Origin of the sequence: Nocardiopsis endophytica (assembly GCF_027706725.1) — a bacterium.
GTDB lineage: Bacteria > Actinomycetota > Actinomycetes > Streptosporangiales > Streptosporangiaceae > Nocardiopsis_A > Nocardiopsis_A endophytica.
The window spans coordinates 1-19,605 of sequence record NZ_JAQFWQ010000003.1; the positions used below are offsets into that span (position 1 = coordinate 1).

21 protein-coding genes are annotated in these 19,605 nt (G+C 75.2%); 10 read left to right on the forward strand and 11 right to left on the reverse strand.

From position 1 onward, the window contains the following. The first annotated feature begins 622 nt into the window (after nucleotides 1-622). The 4 genes from ssd (at nucleotide 623) to O4J56_RS01445 (ending at nucleotide 4,690) form a co-directional block, all read left to right on the forward strand. The gene (ssd, locus tag O4J56_RS01430) at nucleotides 623-1,708 is read left to right on the forward strand and encodes a septum site-determining protein Ssd (RefSeq protein ID WP_270683201.1); all 1,086 of its coding nucleotides are present in this window, start codon (nucleotides 623-625) and stop codon (nucleotides 1,706-1,708) included. Next, complete coding sequence (locus O4J56_RS01435) at nucleotides 1,705-2,883, forward strand: TadA family conjugal transfer-associated ATPase (protein WP_270683202.1); 1,179 nt, start codon at nucleotides 1,705-1,707, stop codon at nucleotides 2,881-2,883. Before ssd ends, O4J56_RS01435 begins: the two co-directional genes overlap by 4 nt. Before the next feature lie 395 nt (nucleotides 2,884-3,278). Next, nucleotides 3,279-3,932: a type II secretion system F family protein gene (locus O4J56_RS01440; RefSeq protein ID WP_270683203.1), complete on the forward strand. Its 654-nt coding sequence runs from the start codon at nucleotides 3,279-3,281 to the stop codon at nucleotides 3,930-3,932. Next, entirely contained in the window at nucleotides 3,929-4,690 is a 762-nt protein-coding gene (locus O4J56_RS01445) for a type II secretion system F family protein (protein ID WP_270683204.1), read from the forward strand. Before O4J56_RS01440 ends, O4J56_RS01445 begins: the two co-directional genes overlap by 4 nt. Here the strand turns inward: O4J56_RS01445 and O4J56_RS01450 are convergent. From O4J56_RS01450 to O4J56_RS01470, 5 genes are all read right to left on the reverse strand, one after another. Beyond that, on the reverse strand, nucleotides 4,677-4,970 hold the full coding sequence (locus O4J56_RS01450) for a hypothetical protein (RefSeq protein ID WP_270683205.1): 294 nt from the start codon (nucleotides 4,968-4,970) through the stop codon (nucleotides 4,677-4,679). The two genes, O4J56_RS01445 and O4J56_RS01450, sit on opposite strands and share 14 nt — an antisense overlap. A 963-nt stretch (nucleotides 4,971-5,933) precedes the next feature. Next, nucleotides 5,934-6,278, reverse strand: coding sequence for an Rv3654c family TadE-like protein (locus tag O4J56_RS01455; RefSeq protein ID WP_270683206.1), 345 nt, complete (start codon nucleotides 6,276-6,278; stop codon nucleotides 5,934-5,936). 170 nt (nucleotides 6,279-6,448) lie between these two features. Continuing rightward, complete coding sequence (locus O4J56_RS01460) at nucleotides 6,449-6,877, reverse strand: TadE family type IV pilus minor pilin (RefSeq protein WP_270683207.1); 429 nt, start codon at nucleotides 6,875-6,877, stop codon at nucleotides 6,449-6,451. Continuing rightward, on the reverse strand, nucleotides 6,855-6,992 hold the full coding sequence (locus O4J56_RS01465) for a DUF4244 domain-containing protein (RefSeq protein ID WP_017558890.1): 138 nt from the start codon (nucleotides 6,990-6,992) through the stop codon (nucleotides 6,855-6,857). The genes O4J56_RS01460 and O4J56_RS01465 overlap by 23 nt, the downstream gene beginning before the upstream one ends. Before the next feature lie 370 nt (nucleotides 6,993-7,362). Then, complete coding sequence (locus O4J56_RS01470) at nucleotides 7,363-9,642, reverse strand: DEAD/DEAH box helicase (protein WP_270683208.1); 2,280 nt, start codon at nucleotides 9,640-9,642, stop codon at nucleotides 7,363-7,365. Between the two features lie 271 nt (nucleotides 9,643-9,913). Between O4J56_RS01470 and O4J56_RS01475 the strand changes: the two genes are divergently transcribed. The 3 genes from O4J56_RS01475 to O4J56_RS01485 are packed head-to-tail and all read left to right on the forward strand — an operon-like array spanning nucleotide 9,914 to nucleotide 11,412. After that, a complete protein-coding gene (locus O4J56_RS01475; RefSeq protein WP_020380481.1) occupies nucleotides 9,914-10,261 on the forward strand; it encodes an STAS domain-containing protein in 348 nt (115 codons plus the stop codon). Between the two features lie 24 nt (nucleotides 10,262-10,285). After that, nucleotides 10,286-10,813, forward strand: coding sequence for an ATP-binding protein (locus O4J56_RS01480; RefSeq protein WP_270683209.1), 528 nt, complete (start codon nucleotides 10,286-10,288; stop codon nucleotides 10,811-10,813). Next, nucleotides 10,810-11,412 carry a peptidylprolyl isomerase gene (locus tag O4J56_RS01485; protein WP_270683210.1) on the forward strand — a complete coding sequence of 201 codons (603 nt, stop codon included), beginning with the start codon at nucleotides 10,810-10,812 and terminating at the stop codon, nucleotides 11,410-11,412. The genes O4J56_RS01480 and O4J56_RS01485 overlap by 4 nt, the downstream gene beginning before the upstream one ends. 72 nt (nucleotides 11,413-11,484) lie before the next feature. On the opposite strand, the gene O4J56_RS01490 is transcribed toward O4J56_RS01485, so the two are convergent. Beyond that, the gene (locus tag O4J56_RS01490) at nucleotides 11,485-12,243 is read right to left on the reverse strand and encodes an MBL fold metallo-hydrolase (RefSeq protein ID WP_270683211.1); all 759 of its coding nucleotides are present in this window, start codon (nucleotides 12,241-12,243) and stop codon (nucleotides 11,485-11,487) included. 34 nt (nucleotides 12,244-12,277) lie between these two features. Between O4J56_RS01490 and O4J56_RS01495 the strand changes: the two genes are divergently transcribed. Beyond that, a complete protein-coding gene (locus O4J56_RS01495) occupies nucleotides 12,278-12,424 on the forward strand; it encodes a hypothetical protein (protein ID WP_270683212.1) in 147 nt (48 codons plus the stop codon). A 33-nt stretch (nucleotides 12,425-12,457) separates the two neighbouring features. On the opposite strand, the gene O4J56_RS01500 is transcribed toward O4J56_RS01495, so the two are convergent. Genes O4J56_RS01500 through nth form a run of 3 tightly spaced genes read right to left on the reverse strand, consistent with a single transcriptional unit; the run spans nucleotide 12,458 to nucleotide 14,980 of the window. Beyond that, on the reverse strand, nucleotides 12,458-13,636 hold the full coding sequence (locus tag O4J56_RS01500) for a MarP family serine protease (RefSeq protein WP_270683322.1): 1,179 nt from the start codon (nucleotides 13,634-13,636) through the stop codon (nucleotides 12,458-12,460). A 16-nt stretch (nucleotides 13,637-13,652) separates the two neighbouring features. Next, entirely contained in the window at nucleotides 13,653-14,327 is a 675-nt protein-coding gene (locus tag O4J56_RS01505) for an NUDIX hydrolase (protein ID WP_270683213.1), read from the reverse strand. Beyond that, on the reverse strand, nucleotides 14,324-14,980 hold the full coding sequence (nth, locus tag O4J56_RS01510) for an endonuclease III (protein WP_270683323.1): 657 nt from the start codon (nucleotides 14,978-14,980) through the stop codon (nucleotides 14,324-14,326). The genes O4J56_RS01505 and nth overlap by 4 nt, the downstream gene beginning before the upstream one ends. Nucleotides 14,981-15,367: 387 nt before the next feature. Between nth and O4J56_RS01515 the strand changes: the two genes are divergently transcribed. Beyond that, nucleotides 15,368-16,051 carry a Crp/Fnr family transcriptional regulator gene (locus O4J56_RS01515; RefSeq protein ID WP_017625912.1) on the forward strand — a complete coding sequence of 228 codons (684 nt, stop codon included), beginning with the start codon at nucleotides 15,368-15,370 and terminating at the stop codon, nucleotides 16,049-16,051. Between the two features lie 91 nt (nucleotides 16,052-16,142). On the opposite strand, the gene O4J56_RS01520 is transcribed toward O4J56_RS01515, so the two are convergent. Then, on the reverse strand, nucleotides 16,143-17,120 hold the full coding sequence (locus O4J56_RS01520; RefSeq protein ID WP_270683214.1) for an alpha/beta hydrolase family protein: 978 nt from the start codon (nucleotides 17,118-17,120) through the stop codon (nucleotides 16,143-16,145). A gap of 143 nt (nucleotides 17,121-17,263) precedes the next feature. Between O4J56_RS01520 and O4J56_RS01525 the strand changes: the two genes are divergently transcribed. Further along, the gene (locus O4J56_RS01525) at nucleotides 17,264-17,671 is read left to right on the forward strand and encodes a MerR family transcriptional regulator (protein ID WP_270683215.1); all 408 of its coding nucleotides are present in this window, start codon (nucleotides 17,264-17,266) and stop codon (nucleotides 17,669-17,671) included. Between the two features lie 1,080 nt (nucleotides 17,672-18,751). Here the strand turns inward: O4J56_RS01525 and O4J56_RS01530 are convergent. Beyond that, a complete protein-coding gene (locus O4J56_RS01530; RefSeq protein WP_270683216.1) occupies nucleotides 18,752-19,564 on the reverse strand; it encodes an MBL fold metallo-hydrolase in 813 nt (270 codons plus the stop codon). Nucleotides 19,565-19,605 lie beyond the last annotated feature (41 nt).

The window sequence follows — 19,605 nt, forward strand, 5'->3', positions numbered from 1 at the left end:
CATCCTGCGTCGTGGAATCGACGCTTTTTGGCTGATCAGGCGTCGGTTTCACGACGCTGGATGCCCCCGCGCCCCCTCGCTCGCCCCCTTCGGCGATGATCTCGACGAAGGTGCTGTCAAAACGGCCGGAATGACAGCACCTCTGTCGAGATCATCGCCAGGAAGGGGCGCACCGGGGCGGCGGCCGCCACGAGCGCGGGCGACCGCGCACCCCGCCCACCGCGCCGCCCACCCGGACCGCGAGGAACCTGCCGGACGGCAGGCAGGGCCCGGGAACCGCCCCGCTCTCGCCGTCGCCGCCATCTCCGGTGACCACGCACACGCGCCGTACCCGGCAGCGCTGCGGAGTGGGCCGCCGACCTCTCCTCGTCGCTGCCCTCACCCCCACACCCGACGGTCCGGCGCCCGGCCGGGGCCCTTGAGCGGGGTACCTGTTCAGCCGCCCATCCAGCCACGCCACGCACACTGCCGTGCCGCACGCCCGCACGCCCGCACGCGGAGGAACCGAAGGTCGAGAGCGCGGTTCAGCGGACTCCTTCCTGATCAGCGGGGGCCGCGTGGCTGTCCACAGGCGGGGTGGACCCCCTACCGCCACGCTCCCGGGCGGGTGATCGTCGGTCGTATGGAACGTGCCCGCCCTCTGCTGGCCACCGACGATCCCGAGCTGCTGGACGACCTGCTGCGGCTTGCGGCCGCCGCCTCCGTCGAGGTGGACGTCGCCGCCTCCGCCGGTGCGGCGCTGCGCGACTGGGCGCGGGCCCCGCTGGTCGTCGTCGGCGGCGACCTGCTGCGGTCCGTCGCCGACCTGGAGCCGCCGCCGCACCCGCACGCCCTGGCCGCCGTCGGCCCCCTGCCCACGGACTCCCCCGCGCCCGAGCCCGACGCGCTGCGCGCCGGGGTCCGGGCGCTGCTGCGGCTGCCCGGTGACGAGGCGCGGCTGACCGACCTGCTGGCCGACGCCGGGCGGGAGCGTCTGGGCCCGTGCCCGGTGGTGGCCGCGGTCGGCGGACGCGGCGGGGCCGGAGCCAGCGTGCTCGCGGCTGCGCTGGCCATGGCGGGTGTGCGGGCGGGACTGCGCACCGCCCTCGTCGACGCCGACCCGCTCGGCCCCGGGCTGGACCTGCTCTGCGGCGCCGACGGACTGGGCGGCACCCGGTGGGGCGACCTGCTCGCCCGCGAGGGACGGATGAGCTGGCCCGCCCTGAGCGGCGTGCTGCCGCGGGTGCGCGGGTGCCCGGTGGTGACCTGGGACAGCGGCCCGGCCGAGGAGGTGCCCGCCCCGGCACTGCGCGCGGTCCTGGGCGCGGCGGCGCTCGGCGGCGACCTGGTGGTGGTCGACGCCCCGCGCGCCCCCGGCCCGGGTGCGGTGGAGGCGCTGCGGCGGTGCACCGCGGTGCTGGTGGTGGTGCCCGCCGACTTCTGCTCGGTGATGGCGGCCCACCGGCTCATCCCCCGGCTTCGGACGCACACCTCGGTGCTGCGCCTGGTGACCCGGGGCGCGGGTCCCGGCCTCCCCGGGGCGACGGTGGCGGCGACCCTCGGCCTGGAGCTCGCGGGGAACGTGCCCGAGGACCCGCGTGTGAGGAAGGCGCTGGAGCGGGGCGGCCTGCCCGGCGCCGACCGCTCCTCCCCGCTAGCCAGGGCCGCCGGCCGACTTCTGGAGTCCGTGCGCGCCCCGGATCGCGCGCCCGCCGTGGAGGCGTCGTGACCCGCCCCGACACCGCTCTGCTGGAGTCCGTGCGGGCGCGCCTGGTGCGCGACGGCGACGCACCGTCCCCGTCCCGCGTCGCGGCGGCGGTGCGCGCGGAGGGGGCGGTGCTGGGCGACGCCGAGCTGCTGGCGGTGGTGCGGGTGCTCAGCGCCGAACTGTCCGGGACGGGGCCGTTGGAGCCGCTGATGGCCGACCCGGACGTGACCGACATCCTCGTGAACGGGCCCGAGGAGGTGTGGGTGGACGGGCCGGAGGGGCTGCGCCGGGCCACCCGGGTGCGGTTCGCGGGCGAGGAGCAGGTGCGGGCGCTGGCCCGGCGGCTGGCCGCCCAGGCGGGGCGCAGGCTGGACGCGGCGGCGCCGTGGTGCGACGCCCGACTGCCGTCGGGGGCGCGGCTGCACGCGGTGCTGCCGCCGGTGGCCCCGGAGGGGGCGTGCCTGTCGCTGCGGCTGCCGCCGCGCGGCGGACTGGACCTGGCCGAGTTGGAGCGGCGGGGGTCGCTGTCGGCGCAGGCGGTGCGGCTGCTGGAGGCGCTGGTGCACGCGCGGGTGCCGCTGCTGCTGACCGGCGGGACGGGGACAGGCAAGACGACGCTGCTGTCGGCGCTGCTGTCGCTGGCGGGGCCGGGTGAGCGGCTGGTCCTGGTGGAGGACTCGGCGGAGCTGCGGCCGCGCCACCCGCACGTTGTGCGGCTGCAGGCCAGGCCGCCGAACATCGAGGGCACCGGCGAGGTGGACCTGCCGCAGCTGGTGCGCCAGGCGCTGCGGATGCGCCCGGACCGCCTGGTGGTGGGCGAGGTGCGCGGGGCCGAGGTGGTGTCCTTGCTCGCGGCCTTGAACACCGGCCACGAAGGGGGCTCGGGGACGGTGCACGCCAACGCGGCGGAGGAGCTGCCCGCCCGGATCGAGGCGCTGGCCTGCGCGGCGGGCCTGACGAGGGAGGCTGCGCACAGCCAGCTCGCGGCGACGGGGGCCGTGGCCGTCCACATGGTGCGCGGGGAGGACGGGATGCGGAGACCGGCGCAGGTGTGCGTGTTGAGGAGGAGCGGGGACGGCCTGGTGCGGGCGGTCCCCGCGGTGCTGTTCCCGAGGCAGGGCCCACCGGAGGAGGGCGAGGCCCATGCGGACCTGGCCGCCCGCGTCGGCACCGAGTGGAAGTGCCCGCCTCGTTGAACTCGGGAGAACCGACGCTACCGGGCCGCTTTCAGGAGCGCATTTCCCGAGACCAACGGCGGGAACGGCGCTCGACGGCGGAGTCGGCGAGGCTCGACCCCTGCGACCCGCCCACCCATCCACGCGGACCCTTGGAGGCACATTTCCCGAGACCAACGACGCAGGCACGGCGCTCAACGGCGGAGCCAGCGAGGCTCGACCCCTGCGGCCCGCCCACCCATCCACGCGGACCCTTGGAGGCACATTTCCCGAGACCAACACGGTTGTGGGGCGTCTGTGAAGGAGGTCCGGTGGACGGTCTTCCCCTGGTCGAGGTCGGGGTGGGGCTCATGGTTCTCGGGAGTGCCGGTGCTGTCGCCATGGCGCTCGTGCCGTCGCCCGCGCATGTTCGCCTGATGGCGGTTCTCCACACGCCTGGGGATGGGCCGCGCCCCCACGCCTCCGCGCTCCGGCTCCTCCGTGCGCTCATTGATCGGCTCCTCGGGCGGGCACGCGCCCACGGGCGGGAGACGGCCATCGCCGTGTGCCGCGCGTTCGCCTCCGAGCTGCGGGCCGGTCGGCCCCCGACCGCCGCGTTGGAGCGCTCGGCCGCCGAAGCCGTCGAGGCGGGCGCCGACGCCCTGGCCCCCGTCGCCGCCGCCGCGCGGAGCGGGGCCGACCCGGCCGAGGCCCTTCGCCGTGCCGGAACCGCCCCCGGAATGGCCGGGCTGTCCCACCTGGCCGCGTGCTGGGCGGTGGCCTCCCGCTCCGGGGCCGGGCTGGCCGAGGTGTCCGAGCGGTTGGCCGCCTCCCTTTCCCAGGAGGAGGAACGGCGCCGTGAGCTCACCGCCCAGTTGGCGGGCCCACGCACGACCGCCGTCCTGCTCGCGATCCTCCCCGCGGCCGGGCTCGGCCTGTCCGCGGCGATGGGCACCGGACCGATCGTGTTCCTGTTCACCACACCCGTGGGCCTGGCGTGCCTCGCCGGCGGTGTGCTGCTGGACGCGCTGGGCCTGTGGTGGACCAACGGCATGGTCCGCAAGGCCGTCTCCGCCTTGGAGGGGGAATGACCACCGTCCTCGGCACGGTCGTAGTCGTCTTCGGGACCTACGCCGTCCGCCTGCTGCTGTTCCCCGGCCCCTCCGTGGCGCGGCTGCGGTTGGAGGCCCTCCTTCCCCCGCCCGGAACGGCGGACCCCGCTCCGGACCGCGCCCCGGGCCGGGGCATCGGCCGCCTGGGAACGGCCGGGGTCGTCCTCGCGCCGGTGCTCGCGCTCGGCCTCACGGTCGGCCCCGGCCCCGCCCTCCTCTTCGGCGCGCCGATGGGCGCCCTGCTGTGGCTGGGACTGCGCCGGGTCGCGGGCGCCCAGGACAGGGAGCGGGAGGCCAGGATCGCCGCCGGTCTCCCCCTGGCGCTCGACCTCCTGGTCGCCGGGGTCCGCGCCGGCGGGGAGACCGGCCACGTCCTGTCCGCCCTGTCCCACTCCATCGGCGGGCCGCTGGGCGAGGCCCTGGCCGAGGTGGCCGAACGGCAGCGCCTCGGCGCCGCGCCGGAACGCGCGTGGCGGTCGGTCGGCGGTCCTCCCGAGCTGGCCGCCCTCGGGCGCACCCTCACCCGCGCCGCGGAGACCGGCGCCCCCGTCGGCGACCTCGTCGCCCACCACGCCGCCGAGGCGCGACGAGCGGCCCACGGGCGCGCCCTCGCCCGCACCCAGCGCACGGCGGTGCTGGTGGTCGCGCCGCTGGGCCTGTGCTTCCTCCCCGCGTTCGTACTGATCGGGGTGGTACCGCTGGTGGCCTCCCTCGTCGGCGGCCTCACGGGCCCATAGGGGCGTCGCGGGCGACCCGGCGCCGCCCCCGGTAGCGGGGCGGGAAGCGGGGCCAGCCCACGCTGAGGCGCAGTGCCAGGGCCGCCACCGCGAGGAGCGGGAGCAGCCAGGCCGCGGCCGTGCTCAGCGGGCGCGCGTCGGACGCCGGTTCGGAAGGGGTGTATCCGAAGGCGACCTCGGGCTCGGGTGCCGGGCCGGACGCGTCGGACGGACCGGAACCGGGCGTCGTCGCAGTGGCGCTCGCCGACGGCGAGGGCGAGGGGGACGGGCTCGGGGACACGGAAGGGACGGGCGTCGGGGAGGGCGACCGGGTCGGGGACGGGCGCGGCGAGGGAGGCGGGGCCGACTGCCGGCCGTCGCCCGCCGTGCCGGTGTCGGGGGCTTCAGGGGGCGCGGGGGCGTCCGGCACGACCGGCCGCACGGGCGGCGGCGGAGGCGGGGGCAGCGGGAGATCCGGCGGTACGGGGCCGGTCGACGGGAGGGAGGGGAGGATTCCCGGCGCCCTCGTCTCCGTGACCTCGTCGGGCGAGGAGTCCGACGGGGGAGCCGGGCTGGGCAGCACTTCGGCCGCCGACGCCCCTCCGCCGAGGAGGAGGACACCGGCCGACAGGAGGGCGACCCGTCGCACCCTGCGGGAGGAGGGGGAGGCGGGACGGCGTTCCGGGGGTCGGGAGTGGGCACCCATGGCGATCCTTCGTGATCGAGGATGAGGACAGGAATGCGTTCGTCGGGGCCTCGGAGGCACGCCCCCCGGGCCGCTCGTGGTCCTTCGGCGATGCTGAGCGCGCCGTCGCGCCTCGCGAAGCGGGTGGTCGTCGTCGCCCGACGGGGCACAGGCGTTCGGTCTCATGTCCGCCGCCCACAGGCGCACCGGAGCCTTGTGGACGGGCATTCGTCGAGCAGCACCGAGGACTGCGTCGTGATCTCAGGGATGTCACCTCTGGAGGTCCCGCTCGGGGCCGACCGCCACGAGGGCGACGTGGGTGGACGGGCATTCGTCGAGCAGCACCGAGGACTGCGTCGTGGTCTCAGGGACGTCGCCTCTGGAGGTCCCGCTCGGGGCCGACCGCCACGAGGGCGACGTGGACCGAGAGGACGGCGTCCGCTGGAGCGGAGGACCCCTCGGCGGAAGTGACCGCCCTCCGCGGCCGGCCATCGTCCGCCCACCGGAAGGCGCATCACCGGTCGCTACTCCCGAAGGCCGGACAGGGTCCGGCCTTCGGGTCACGGGACGCGACCGCCGTCAGTCGTAGGCCTTCGCCTCCACCGGGCCCGCTCTCGCTCTGGCGTGGGCACGGGTCGGCCAGGTCCTCACGGGGACCGACACCTCCACGACGACCTCCAGCCCCTCCGTCGCGCACGACTCCACTTGGGCCCCGTTCGCCCTGGCCGTCCGGGCCGCGGCGGCGCAGGACCGGTCCGCGCCCTCCGCCGCCCGACGTGCACCGGCCAGGGCCGCCAGGTCCGCGGCGGCCCCGGCGTGGTGCCGGTCGACGCGGGCGCCGCCGACGATCACCGCAGCGACCGCCGCCGTCCACACCAGGGCGCACACCACCAGCACCCACACCGTCCCCGACCCACTGTCCACAGGCCGCTCCAACGGCGCCCGCAGGGAGGGGGCGACGCCCGGCGGCAGGGGGCCGACCAGAGCCCCGACGGCGGGGCGCGGCCGGGTCCGCGGCCGGGTCCGACGCCGGATCCACCGCACCGGCCTCGCGGGACGGAGGCTCCACCGCGCAGGGGCGCGAGACGACCCGCTCATGGGGCCGCCCCCGGTTCCACGGGCGTCGCCGCCGTGGCCACGGCCCGGACGGGGGCGGGCATTCCGGGCATGATTCGGACCGGGGCCGAAACCTCCACCCGCGCCTCGCCCCCGGTGCGGCTCGCCCGGACCCGCGCCTCCTCCGGGGCCGCCCGTGACGCCTCCCGGAGCACCACCGCCTCGCTCTCCCCGCGCGCCAGCGCCCGTGCCCCCGCCCGGGCCGCGTCCACGCACTCCAGGTGGGTGGCCACCGCGTTCACCGCGGCGATGGACAGCGCCAGCACCAGGGCGAGGGCGGGCAGGGCGACGGCGGTCTCGGCGGTCGCGATGCCGCGTTCCGCGTCGGGCGCGGAGCGCTCGCCCCCGCCCGGATTCCCTTCCGGGCGGGGGTTTCGGCGGGCCTCACCCCACGGACTGGAGCGCATCGACGACGATCCGGGTCAGCGTCTCGCGGACTTCGGAACTGGTCAGAATTGCGTAGAGAACGGCGGCGAACGCGACCGCCGAAACGGTTCCGATCGCGTACTCGGCCGTGGACATTCCCCTGTCGCCGCCGATACGCGGACCCGCCGCGGGGCCGCCGCGGCGCACCCCCTTCCCCTTGGGAAGAAGGCGCACCCCACCCGGGACGGACGGCGGGGGAACAGGGGGCGAACACCGGAAGACGGCCCCGGCGGGGCCGCCGCGGATTGCGGTCACGGTGGACCTCCAAAGCGCGGACCTCGCGCGGCCACCTGCCGGGACCGCGCCTGTGGGGGCCATCGTGGGCGCCCGCGCCCCGCTGTGGAATGGGAAATCCCCCGCCTGTGGATAACCGCTGCGAATTACCCACAGGCTGTGAATTACGGTGTGGAAAACTCCCCCGGAGCCGCCCCCGCAGGCGTGTGCCCACGGGTTTCACCGATCCCCATCACGGCCCGATCTCGGCCGCCTCCCCCGCCTCTCCGGGCTCCGGCGCACCGCCCTGTGGAGAGTGGGCGAGCAGTTCGTCCAACAGCCGCAGCGCCCCCGGCTTGCTCAACGGCTCGTTGCCGTTCCCGCACTTGGGCGACTGGATGCACGACGGGCACCCCCGCGCGCACTCGCAGTCCGCGATCGCCGCCCGCGTCGCCGCCAGCCACTCCCGCGCCGCCGCGAAGCCGCGCTCGGCGAACCCCGCGCCGCCCTCGTGCCCGTCGTACACGAACACCGTCAGCCGCCCCGTGTCGGCGTGCTCGGCCGTGGACACCCCGCCGATGTCCCACCGGTCGCACGTGGCGAACAGCGGCAGCAGCCCGATCGCGGCGTGCTCGGCCGCGTGCGCCGCCCCGCGCAGCTCCACGTCCTCCTTGCGCAGCCGCTCGGCCGCCTCCGGCGCGAGGGTCCACCACACCGCCCGCGAGTCCAGCGGCCGCTCCGGCAGGTCGAGCGGCTGCTCCCCCAGCACCGTCCCGGAGCGCACGTCCCGCTTGAGGTAGCCGACCACCTGCCGCCCCACCCGTACGTCGCCGAATTCCACCGTGTGCGGCCCCCAGCCGGCGCTGCGCAGGGTGGCGCGCACCTCGATCTCGGTGACCTCCCGCGACCAGGTGGAATAGCCGGGGTCCTCCTCGTGCACGAGCGCCACCCCGTCCTCCAGGTCCAGCTCCTCCACCAGGTGGCTGCGCCCCTGGTGCAGGTAAACGGCGCCCTCGTGCACGGTGTTCAGCGCCGCGGACTCGTCGATGGTCCCCAGCAGCTGCCCGCTGCCCGAGTCGACGATCTGCACCGGCGGCCCACCCGACCCCCGGATGTCGGCCAGGTCGCTCGCGCGCTCCCGCCGCGTCCAGAACCACCCGCGCGGGCGCGCGCGCAGCAGCCCCCGGCGCACCAGGTCCTCCACGGCCTCCCCGGCCCGCGGCCCGAACACCTCCAGGTCCGCGCGGGTGAGCGGCACCTCCGCGGCGGCCGCGCACAGGTGCGGCCCCAGCACGTACGGGTTGTCCGGGTCGATCACGGTCGCCTCCACCGACGCCCCGAAGATGGACGCCGGGTGGTGCACCAGGTAGGTGTCGAGCGGGTCGTCGCGCGCGATGAACACCGCGAGCGCGTCGGCGCCGCGGCGCCCGGCCCGGCCCGCCTGCTGCCACAGCGAGGCCCGGGTGCCCGGCCACCCCGCCACCAGCACCGCGTCCACCCCGGTGATGTCCACCCCCAGCTCCAGCGCGTTGGTGGTGGCCAGCCCGAGCAGGTCGCCGGTGCGCAGCCGCTCCTCAAGCGAGCGGCGGTCCCCGGCCAGGTAGCCGGCGCGGTAGGCGGCGATCCGCTCGGCGAGGTCGGGCCGGTCGGCGTCGCGCAGCGTGCGCTGGGCGGCCAGTGCCACGGCCTCGGCCCCCTGCCGGGACCGCACGAAGGCGAGCGTGCGCACCCCCTGGGCGGCCAGCGCGGCCAGGGTGTCGGCGGCCTCGGCGGTCGCGGTGCGCCGCACCGGGGCGCCGCGCTCGCCGCGCAGCTCGGTCAGCTCGGGCTCGACCAGGGCGAAGTCGACGGCCGGGCGCGGGGAGCCGTCCCGCACCACCGCCTCGACCTCTGCCCCCACCAGCCGGGACGCGCTCTCGGCGGGCGTGCCGGTGGTGGCCGACGCGAGAATGAACACGGGCTCGGCCTTGTAACGCGCGCACACCCGCCGCAGCCGACGGATGATCTGTGCCACGTGCGAGCCGAACACGCCCCGGTAGTGGTGGGCCTCGTCGACGACGACGTAGCGCAGCCGCCGCAGGAACGAGGCCCAGGAGGCGTGCCGGGGCAGCACCGCGTGGTGCAGCATGTCCGGGTTGGTGAGCACGTAGTCGGCGTGCGCGCGGATCCAGGACCGCTCCTGGCCCGGGGTGTCGCCGTCGTAGACGGCCGCGCGCAGGTCCGGGGCGATCGCGCGCACCCCGCGGAGCTGGTCGGCGGCGAGCGCCTTGGTCGGTGCGATGTAGAGCACGGAGCCGCCGTCGGCCACCGCCTCGGCGGCCGGGAGCAGGAAGGCCAGCGACTTCCCCGACGCCGTGCCGGTCGCTATGATCACGTTGCTACCGGAGCGCGCCCGGCTCGCGGCGTCGACCTGGTGCGACCACGGCGCCGTGATCCCCGACTCGGCGAGCCCGCGCCGAACGGAGGGCGGTGTCCATGTCGGCCAGTCTTCACTTACCCCGTCGCCACGTGCCAGCCGCTCCACATGTGTCACCTGCGGGTTCCGGGTATGGTCACGCCACGATCGCCGGAGTGTCGATTCCCACGGTCCCACGCTCGACACCCTCCCTCGGCGGCCCTCGCACCACGCGGGCGGCCGTCGGCCACCGGTTTCAGTGTGACATCCGGGGGAACAGACGCGCGGTGTCCGGGTTTTCCGTGCGGAAGCCGGAAGGCCCGGGGGAAAAGCGTGGTTGAATGCCGCCCTGCGGGGTAACGCCCGGCACAGATCACTCGCGGTTTCGCGGTTCGGCGCTGGAGGACTAGTGGACTTGAAGCTGGATCACCACACCCAGGACGACACGGAGATCGTCGTCGTCGAAGGTGAGATCGACGTCTATACCGCGCCTCGGCTGCGTGAGCTCCTGATCGACCTGGTCAACAAGGGCAACTTCCACCTCGTGGTGAACATGGAGAAGGTGGAGTTCCTCGACTCGACGGGTCTCGGGGTGCTCGTGGGCGGCCTCAAGCGCGTCCGGGCGCACGACGGCACCCTCGACCTGGTCTGCACCCAGGAGCGGATCCTCAAGATCTTCCGCATCACGGGACTGACCAAGGTCTTCGGCATCTATGAGTCGGTGCAGGAGGCCATCGACAAACGCGCCTCCAAGTAACCGGCTGCGTAAACGAGCGAGAAGATGGCTCTCGTCCAGCTCACGATCAGCGCGCTGCCCGCCCATGTGCGCACGGCCCGCCTGATGGCCACGGCCGTCGCGCGCCGGGCGGGCATCGCCGAGTCCGCCCTCGACGAGATCAGGCTCGCCGTCGGGGAGGCGTGCTCCCGCGCCGTCGAGGCGCACCGCGCGCACTGCCCCGGGCGACCGATCACCGTCGAGCTCATCGACGGCTCCGCCGACGGCGCCCCCGCCCAGCGGGCCGCCGGCACCGCCGCCCCGTCCAACGGGCACGCGGGCGCCGCCCGCCGCTTCGAGGTGGTCGTCACCGACCGCGCCCCGGCCAAGGAGCCGGACGCGGCCGCCACCGACCACGAGCCCGTCGGCACCGGCCTGTACCCGGGGGAGAGCACCCCGCCGGGCGGGGTGTCGGGCCTGTCCCCCGACGTGGGGCTCGCGGTCATCGTCGGCCTGGCCGACGAGGTCCGCATCGAGCCCGGAGACGAGGGGACCGCCGTCCGGATGAGCTGGCCCCTGGAGGCCGCGGCGTGAGGCACCGCGCCGCGGCGCCGGCCGTGCTGGCCGCGGCCGCCGTGCTCACCGCCGCGGGCTGTTCCGGCGGGGCCTCCGCCGACGGTGCCGAGGACGTCGAGGGCGCGACCCTGCACACCTCCGAAGGCGTCGTGGAGGTCGCGTTCTTCCCCGAGAGCGCCCCGGAGACGGTGCTCACCTTCGCCGGGCTCGCCGAGGGGGAGCTCGCGGAGAACCCGGAGACGGGTGAGCGCGCGTTCTACGACGGCACGGTGTTCCACCGGGTGATCCCCGGGTTCATGGTCCAAGGGGGCGACCCGACGGGCACCGGCACCGGCGGCCCCGGGTTCACCTTCGACGACGAGATCGACCCCGGCCTGGAGTTCGACCGGCCGGGGCTGCTCGCCATGGCCAACTCGGGGCCGGACACCAACGGCTCCCAGTTCTTCATCACGACGGCCCCGGCCGAGCACCTCAACGGCCTCCACACCGTCTTCGGCGAGGTGACCGAGGGGCAGGAGGTGGTCGAGGCCATCTCCCAGGTGGAGACCGACGGCGCCGACAAGCCGGTGGAGGACGTGGTGCTGGAGTCGGTGGAGATCCACCGCGCGGACGGCTGACGCCGCCGGCGCCGGCCGGTCACGGCGCACCGCTCCCCCACCGCCCCGGCGGCCCCTGCGGCCCGGTGCGCCTCAGGAGACGCTGAACGCCTCTCCAGGCGCCGCGTAGGCCGTCGGCCCACCGACGACCGCCTGGGCCCTCGCGACCGCCTCCTCGGGCCGCAGAGAGGGCCCTACGTGGGTCAGCACCAGCCTTCCGGCGCCCGCCTTGCGGGCGCTCTCGCCCGCCTGCTCCGGTGTCAGGTGCACGGCCTCGCCGTCGGCGGGGGTGTCCAGGTCGGCCTCGCACAGCAGCAGCGACGCCCCCTCGGCCAGCTCGTCCAGGGCCGGGCAGGGGCCGGTGTCGCCGGAGTAGGCCAGGACGCCGTCACCCGCGTCGCCGGTGCCGATGCGCGCGCCGAAGGCCGGGAAGCCGTGCTCGACGGCACGTGAGTGCACGGTGAGCCCGCCGATGCGGTCGGTGCGCCCGTCGTGCAGCTCGTGCACGTCGAACGCGTTCTCCACGGGACTGGGGCCCTGGTTGGACAGGAAGTGCCGCAGCCGCTCCGCCGTGCCCGGCGGGCCGTACAGCGGGATGGGCCCCGACGGCTCCAGGTCGGCGTAGAGCAGCGCGTAGTAGGCGGTCAGCAGGTCCGACACGTGGTCGGCGTGCAGATGGGAGATCCAGATCCCGTCCAACCGGTCGGGCCGGACATGGCGCTGGAGCTCGGCGAGGGTGCCCGGCCCGGCGTCCATCCACAGGGCCGTGCCGTTGTGCCGCACCAGGTATCCCGAGCACGGGTTGCCGGGACGTGGATAGGGGGACGCGCTCCCCAGAACCGTCAGTTCCATCGCGGGTTCCCCGCCTTTCCTCTAGCGTCGACATGTGAACGAGCCGCAAGGCATGTGCCCCGGTCCCGCCGAGCGTGCTCAGGACCGAGCGGCCGAACGCGCGGCGTGGCTCCGGCACGCCCGCGAGGACGCGCGGCGCCCTCGGGACGAGGATCTGTCCGACGAAGAGGACGCCTGGTGAGCGCAGCCCCCTGCGCCGCCCCTCGCGTCCCTCTCAGTCGCAGTGCTGGGTGGACACCGGCTCGTCCGCCTCCAGACCCGTCTGGGCGTTCTCGGCGACCTCGTCGGCGGTGAGCACGTAGCCCGTCTCGTCGTCGTTGGTCGCGGCGGCGAACACCACGCCGTACACGGTCCCGTCGGCCGACAGCAGCGGGCCGCCGGAATTGCCCGGCCGCACCAGCGCGCGCACCTGGTAGATCTCCCGGCTCACCTGCGTGGAGTGGTAGAAGTCGGGCCCCTGCGCGGTCTGCTCGGCGCGGATCCGGGCCGGGACCGCCGTGAACCCGTTGTTCTTGGGGAAGCCCGCCACCACCGCGTCGTCGCCCTTGGCGGCCTCGTGCTCGAAGTCCAGCGGGTCCAGGTCCAGCCCGGGCACGTCGAGCACCGCGATGTCCTGCTGCGGGTCGTACAGCACCACCGTCGCCGGGAGCTGGCGCCCGTTGCGGGTGACCACCCGCAGGTCCTCGGTCACCCCGGCGACCACGTGCGCGTTGGTCATGATGCGGTCGCCCGCGTAGGCGAACCCGGTCCCCTCCACACGGCGGCGGCACGAGGGCGCGGTGCCGAGCACCTTCACGATGCTCTGGCTGGACTCGCGCAGCTCCTCGGTGGTGAGCACCGCCGGGTCGGGCGGCTCCACCTCGGCGGGCTCGCCGGTGCCCAGCCCGCTGAACACCTGCGGGAACGCGCTCTGGTCGACGATCTTGCGGAAGGTGGAGAACCAGGTGTCGGCGGCCGGCGGCATCACCCGGTCGACCTGGTGCAGCACCCGGGAGTTCTGCACCTGCCCGGTGACCACCGGCAGCGAGGAGTTCGCCACCGCGCTGCCCACCAGCCAGGCCACCAGCAGCACCGCGGCGCCGCTGACCACCGCCCCGCCCATGGCGTCCAGCACCCGCGCCGAGTCCCAGGTGACCCGGTTGCGCACCAGGGCCCCCAGGTAGGAGGCGACGAACTGGCCCATCGCCGCGGACAGGAAGACCACCGCGATCGCGAGCAGCGCCTGCCGCCCGGGGTCGGAGACCATCGACTGGATCAGCGGCGGCGCGCCCAGCGCCGCCAGCACCCCGCCGCCGATGAATCCGGCGAAGCTCATCACGCCGACGATGAACCCCTGCCGGTACCCGGACCCCGCGAAGAGCAGCACCAGGACGACCAAGAGCGCGTCCAGCACGATGCCTTCCATCCCGTTACGGTATCGCCGACCCCGGCGGCACGAGCGTGACCACTTCGGTGGCCGCGCTCCGCCAGGGCCGCTCCCAGCCGCCGAGCCGCAGCAGCTCGTCCACCACCCCGGCGGTGAACCCCCACACGAGCATCCCGCCCGCGCGGAAGCCCGGACCGGCCGCGCCGCGCCCGGCGACCTCCACCCGCACCCGGTTGGCGGGGTCGGCCAGCTCGGCCACCGGGACCGCGGCGGCCGAGGCCACCTCCCCGGCGTCGGCGGCGCGCACCGGAGACGGGGAGCGCCACCAGGCCAGCACCGGGGCCACCCGGAAGCCGCTGTGCCGGATGTAGAGCTCGGGCAGGCGCCCCACCGGGTCGATCCCCGCGGGGTCGACCCCGGTCTCCTCCACGGCCTCGCGCACGGCGCACTCCTCGGGGGTGCTGTCGCCATCCTCGAACGAGCCGCCGGGGAAGGCGGGCTGGCCGGAGTGGCGGCGCAGCCCGTCGTTGCGCTGGATGAGCAGTACCTCGGGGCCGGCGGGGCCGGCGCCGAAGAGGATGAGCACGGCGGCGCGGCGGCCGCCCGAGGCGGGCGGGCGCAGCAGCGGCGGGACCGGCATCCGGGAGCCGGCCTCGGCCAGCGCGGTCAGCCAGTCGGGGGCGGGGGCGCCGACCTGTTCGGTCCTGAGGTCGGTCATGCGCGCGGTCCGTCCCGCAGCAGGGACCGGGCGGCGTCGGGGTCGGTTGGGCCCTCCCCGAAGGCGGGGCACATCCGGGCCAGGCCGCACGCGCCGCAGGCGGGCTTGCGGGCGTGGCACACGCGGCGCCCGTGCCAGATGACGCGGTGCGAGAGCATGGTCCAGTCCTTGGGTTCGAACAGCGACCCCACCTCGCGCTCGGCGCGGACGGGGTCGGTCTGGGCTGTCCAGCCGAAGCGGCGGGCGAGCCGCCCGAAATGGGTGTCGACGGTGATCCCGGGCACCCCGAAGGCGTTGCCGAGCACCACGTTCGCGGTCTTGCGGCCGACACCGGGCAGCTTCACCAGGTCGTCCTGGTCGCCGGGGACCTCGCCGCCGTGCCGCTCGCACAGCGCCTGGGCGAGACGGATCACGTTGTCGGCCTTGGCCCGGTAGAAGCCGGTGGGGCGCAGGATGCCCTCCAGCTCCACGCGGTCGGCCCCGGCGAGGTCGGCGGCGGTGGGGAAGCGCGCGAACAGGCCCGGCGTGACCGCGTTCACCCGCCGGTCCGTGGTCTGGGCGGAGAGCACGGTGGCGACCAGCAGCTGGAGGGGGTTCTCGAAGTCCAGCTCGCAGTGGGCGTCGGGGTAGAGGCGGACGAGTTCGCGGTACATCCGTCGGGCCCGGCGGACCAGGGCGAGGCGCGTCTCCCCCGTGGGCGTCGGGGCCCCGGGGGGCGCCGCCGCCGCGGGCTGGGCGGTCGTGGAAGCATCACCAGGCACACCCAAAGGGTACGTACCCGGGCCGCGCTCCGCCGGGGGGCGGGGGCGGCCGGACCCGTTCGCCCACGTCATGGTGGCGCAGATTATGTCCGCAATGCGACGGGAACGGCGGTGTCGGCACGATCCGGGCGGTCACGGCGACTACTATCGGGGAGGGCTGACGTCGGCTGTGACGGGCTGGTCGCATCACCCGGACGACAAGCCGAGATAACGACCTGGTTTCACACACGGGTGCGATATACGTCACACTGTTGACGGTCAGGTTGCAAGGAGGAAGTGGTGGACGAGACCAACGAGGTGCTGCGCAAGGCGCCTCTTTTCGAGGCACTCGACGAAGAGGGCGCCGCGGCGCTGCGCGCGTCGGTGAGCGAGGTGCGCCTCGGCCGGGGCCAGACCCTGTTCTCCGAGGGCGACGAGGGCGACCGGCTCTACGTCGTGCTGAGCGGCAAGGTGAAGCTGACCCGCTCGGCGGTCGACGGCCGGGAGAACCTGCTGGCGGTCCTGGGTCCGGGCGAGATGTTCGGCGAGCTGTCGCTGTTCGACCCCCGGCCGCGCACCGCGAGCGCGGTGGCCGTGACCGACACCGTGCTGGCCGGGCTGGGCCACGACGACCTCCGCCCCTTCATCGTGAGCCAGCCGCACGTGTCGCTCCAGCTCCTCAAGGCGCTGGCCGCGCGGCTGCGCCGGACCAACGACGTGATGAGCGACCTGGTCTTCACCGACGTGCCGGGCCGGGTGGCCAAGCAGCTCCTGGAGCTGGCCGACAAGTTCGGCAAGGAGGGCGAGGACGGCCTCCACGTGCACCACGACCTCACCCAGGAGGAGCTGGCCCAGCTGGTCGGCGCCTCGCGCGAGACCGTGAACAAGGCGCTGGCCGAGTTCGCGCTCCGCGGCTGGCTGCGGATCGAGGCCAAGGCCGTCGTGCTCCTCGACGTCGAGCGGATGCGCCGCCGCGCACGCTGACCGGCCGAGGAGGCCGGGCGGACCGCCCGGCACACGCGCCGCAACGAGGACGGGCCCGGCAGACGCCGGGCCTTTCTTCGTGTCGCCCTGTTCAGATCCCGCCCTTGGTCTCGAGCCGCCCCGACGGGTGGACGCCGTCGGCCAGCTCCGCCTTCACCGCCTCCCAGCCGACCGTGTCGACGCCCAGCGCCCGGCGGAGGAAGGCCAGGGTGACCCGCTGGACGAGGGCGACGCGCCCGGGGTCCTCGTCGGTGGTCTCGGCGGCCCCGTAGCCGGAGATGCCGCCGAGCAGGTGGCGGCCGCCGAAGAGGGTGAGCAGGCCCTTGCCGCCGGGGCTGAGCGCGTAGGGCTCGGCGGTCCACTCCGGCCCCCTGGTCGTCACCGGGAGCTCGTCCGCGTCCCCGGCCACCACCAGGGCCGGGGCGGCCATGCGGGAGAAGTCGACCTCCCGCAGCCAGGGCAGGTCGCGTGCGGCCTCGGGGGTCAGGTGGTCCCCGCCCGCGCCGGCCGTGGCCAGCAGGACGCCCGCCGAGACCCGCGGGTCGGACAGGTCCTCGGCGATCCCGGTCTGCGGGTCGGTGACGCGCAGTCCCAGCAGGACCCCGGCGCTCTGCCCGCCGACGGAGTGCCCGGCCGCCGCGACGCGCCCGCGGTCCAGGCGCCCTGCCAGCCCGGGGACCGCCGCCTCCAGCACGTCGAGGCCGTCGAGGATGCGCTTGAGGTCGTCGACCCGCCACCGCCACAGCCGCGGCCTGCGGGGGTCGTCCGCGGGCAGGCCCAGCCGCCGGGAGTCCAGGTGGGTGGCCTGGAGTACGGCGAAGCCGTGGGCGGCCCAGTGGTCGGTCAGGGGCGCGTATCCGTCCAGGTCCGAGCCGAACCCGTGGGCGAACACGACGATGGGCAGGTCCCGGCCGGTGACCGGCGCGGTCACCCGTACATGCAGGTCCTGGCCGCGCTCGGGGGCGGGCAGGACGACCGGCTTGACCGAGACCACCGGGGAGGCGGCCGGGTCGGCGGTGTCTCGGCTCACCTGGTCCGGGCCGGCTTCCGGGTACGGGGTGGTGCTCATGATGTCTCCGATCCGTGCGTGCGGCTGTGCCACAGCTCCGAAGGGGCGTCCGCCCCCACACCGCGTACGCTAGAACCTGACGTCGACGTCAGATACAAGTACTTGTGCCGCACGTCATAGAGGACACGTCGCGAAGGGATCGCATGCGCATCGGGGAACTCGCCGAGAAGGCCGGGGTCAGTGTCCGGGCCCTGCGGTACTACGAGGAGCAGGGCCTGCTGTCCGCCGAGCGCAGCGCGGGAGGGCAGCGCCGCTACCCCGAGGACGCGGTCGCGTGGGTACGGCTGATCCAGCGGCTGTACGCCGCGGGCCTGTCGAGCCGGACCATCGTCGAGCTGATGCCGTGCGTGGTGGACGGCCGCGCCACCCCTGAACTGCTCGATCGCCTGGCCGCCGAACGCGACCGCATCGACGAACGCATCGACGACCTGGCGGACACCCGGAACCGCCTCGAATCGGTGATCACCGGCGCCACGACCAATATGCTGACCGGCCGCTCCTGCCAGGCCGACGACCAGGCCCACCTCACGAGCGCGAACCGGTCCGACTGAACACGTCCCGACGACCGGGGCGGAGAGGGTACGCCCAGGCGCAGCGACGCCGATTACCAGGCGTCCGCACGGTAGAGGGACAACGGGAGGGCAGGTACCCCGCTCACGGGCTCCAGCCGGGCGGCAGGCCGACGGGGTCGGAGGTCGCGAGGGCGGCGACGACACAGGTCAGCGGCCCTCGCCGCAGCGCCGTCGGCCGCCCGGCGTGTGCGTGGTCACCGGGGTTGGCAGCGACGGCAGAAGCAGGGCGGTTCCCCGGCCCCGCCTGCCGGGCGGCAGGTTCCTCACGGTCCGGGCGGGCGGCGCGGCCGGGGGACGAGGGGCGTTCGCGTTCATGGCGGGCGCTGGGGCGGTAGCGGCTCGACCGAAACCCGCCTTCCGGGCGCCCGGGCGCCCGAGGGTCGTCTTGAGTGGTGAAATCGACGCCTGATCTGCATAAAAGCGTCGGTTTTACGACACAGGATGCCCGGCCCCCTCTACCACTGTCCGGTATGCCCGGTATGCACCGCCCGGACGGCCCCCTCCGCGATGATCTCGACGGAAGTGCTGTCAAAGCCGCCGGAATGACAGCACCCTTGTCGAGATCATCGCCGGGCAGGGGCGCCACGGGCGAGGGTGGCCACGCGCCCGCCCGGTTGCCCGCCGCCCGGCTGGGCCCACGAGCGGGGTACCTGCCCAGCCGCCCACCCGGACCGCGAGCGGCCCGCCGGCCGGCAGGCCGGGCCCGGGAACCGCCCCGCTCACTCCGTCGCTGCCAAGCTTGGTGAGCACGCACACGCCGGGCGGCCGACAGCGCTGCAGCCAGGGCCGCCGACCTTTCCTCGTCGCTGCCCTCCACGCCACACCGCACCAGCCCACCGCCCGGGCGGGGTCCATGAGCGGGGTACCTGCTCAGCCGCCCGACCACCTGGACCGCCGACGACCGGACAGACGGCAGGCCGGGCCCGGGAACCGCCCTGCTCGCTCCGTCGCCGCCCCTCACGGCGACCACCCGCACGCGCCGCGCACGACAGCGCTGCAGCCAGGGCCGCCGACATCTGTCGTTGGGGGGATATGGAGCCCCCCACCCAAGGGACCCGCTCAGACGTCGCCTAGCTCCGCTGGTACATCTCCGCGTTCGGCCAGGTACCTGAGCTGAGCCCGGACCGACGACAGGGCCGCGTCGCGGACGGACGGGTCGGTGTCGGCGTAGACCCGGTCCACGATCTCGTCCGGGGTGCGGTCGCCCTTGCGCACCGCCTCGGTCACCTGCTCCATCCGCTGCTCCCGGTGGGCGATGTACTCGGCCACCGCCGCACCCGCGTCGGTCAGGATCGGCCCGTGCCCCGGCAGCAGGGTCCGCACTCCCTCCTGTTCGACCAGGTCGCGCAGGCGGTAGAGGGTGTCCATGTACGCCGAGAGCCCGCCGTCGCCGTCGACGATCACCGGGGTGCCGCGGCCCAGCACCGTGTCGCCGGTCAGCAGTACCCCGTCGGCGGGCAGGTACAGGCACACCGAGTCGGCGGTGTGCCCCGGCGCGGCCACGACCCGCACCTCCAGCCCTCCGGCCTCGATCACGTCCCCGTCGTCCAGCCCGTGCCCGCCGACACGGAAGGCGGGGGTGACCGCGTGCACCGGCGCCCCGGTCAGCTCGGCGAAGTAGCGCGCCCCGCCGGTGTGGTCGTCGTGGTGGTGGGTGACCACCGCGCACACCACCCGCGCCCCCTGCTCCTGGACGGTGCGTGCCACCCGCTCCAGGTGCCGCTCGTCGTGCGGCCCGGGGTCGACCACGACGACGTCGCGCGAGCCCGGCTCGCGCAGCATCCAGGTGTTGGTGCCGTCCAGCGTCATCGGCCCCGGGTTGGGGCACAGCACGCAGCCTGCACGCAGAGTTCCGGAACCGTCGATCCTCATCGCACCTCGCCTCGCGAACAGACCGCGCCCTCGGGGACGAC

Bases quoted from the DNA above. Each gene is read 5' to 3' on its own strand.
- O4J56_RS01530 (WP_270683216.1), bottom strand. From the start codon at position 19,564: ATGAGGATCGACGGTTCCGGAACTCTGCGTGCAGGCTGCGTGCTGTGC.
- O4J56_RS01505 (WP_270683213.1), bottom strand. From the start codon at position 14,327: ATGACCGACCTCAGGACCGAACAGGTCGGCGCCCCCGCCCCCGACTGG.
- O4J56_RS01525 (WP_270683215.1), top strand. From the start codon at position 17,264: ATGCGCATCGGGGAACTCGCCGAGAAGGCCGGGGTCAGTGTCCGGGCC.
- O4J56_RS01480 (WP_270683209.1), top strand. From the start codon at position 10,286: ATGGCTCTCGTCCAGCTCACGATCAGCGCGCTGCCCGCCCATGTGCGC.
- O4J56_RS01445 (WP_270683204.1), top strand. From the start codon at position 3,929: ATGACCACCGTCCTCGGCACGGTCGTAGTCGTCTTCGGGACCTACGCC.
- O4J56_RS01465 (WP_017558890.1), bottom strand. From the start codon at position 6,992: ATGTCCACGGCCGAGTACGCGATCGGAACCGTTTCGGCGGTCGCGTTC.
- O4J56_RS01520 (WP_270683214.1), bottom strand. From the start codon at position 17,120: ATGAGCACCACCCCGTACCCGGAAGCCGGCCCGGACCAGGTGAGCCGA.
- O4J56_RS01440 (WP_270683203.1), top strand. From the start codon at position 3,279: ATGGCGGTTCTCCACACGCCTGGGGATGGGCCGCGCCCCCACGCCTCC.
- O4J56_RS01460 (WP_270683207.1), bottom strand. From the start codon at position 6,877: ATGCGCTCCAGTCCGTGGGGTGAGGCCCGCCGAAACCCCCGCCCGGAA.
- O4J56_RS01490 (WP_270683211.1), bottom strand. From the start codon at position 12,243: ATGGAACTGACGGTTCTGGGGAGCGCGTCCCCCTATCCACGTCCCGGC.
- ssd (WP_270683201.1), top strand. From the start codon at position 623: ATGGAACGTGCCCGCCCTCTGCTGGCCACCGACGATCCCGAGCTGCTG.
- nth (WP_270683323.1), bottom strand. From the start codon at position 14,980: ATGTACCGCGAACTCGTCCGCCTCTACCCCGACGCCCACTGCGAGCTG.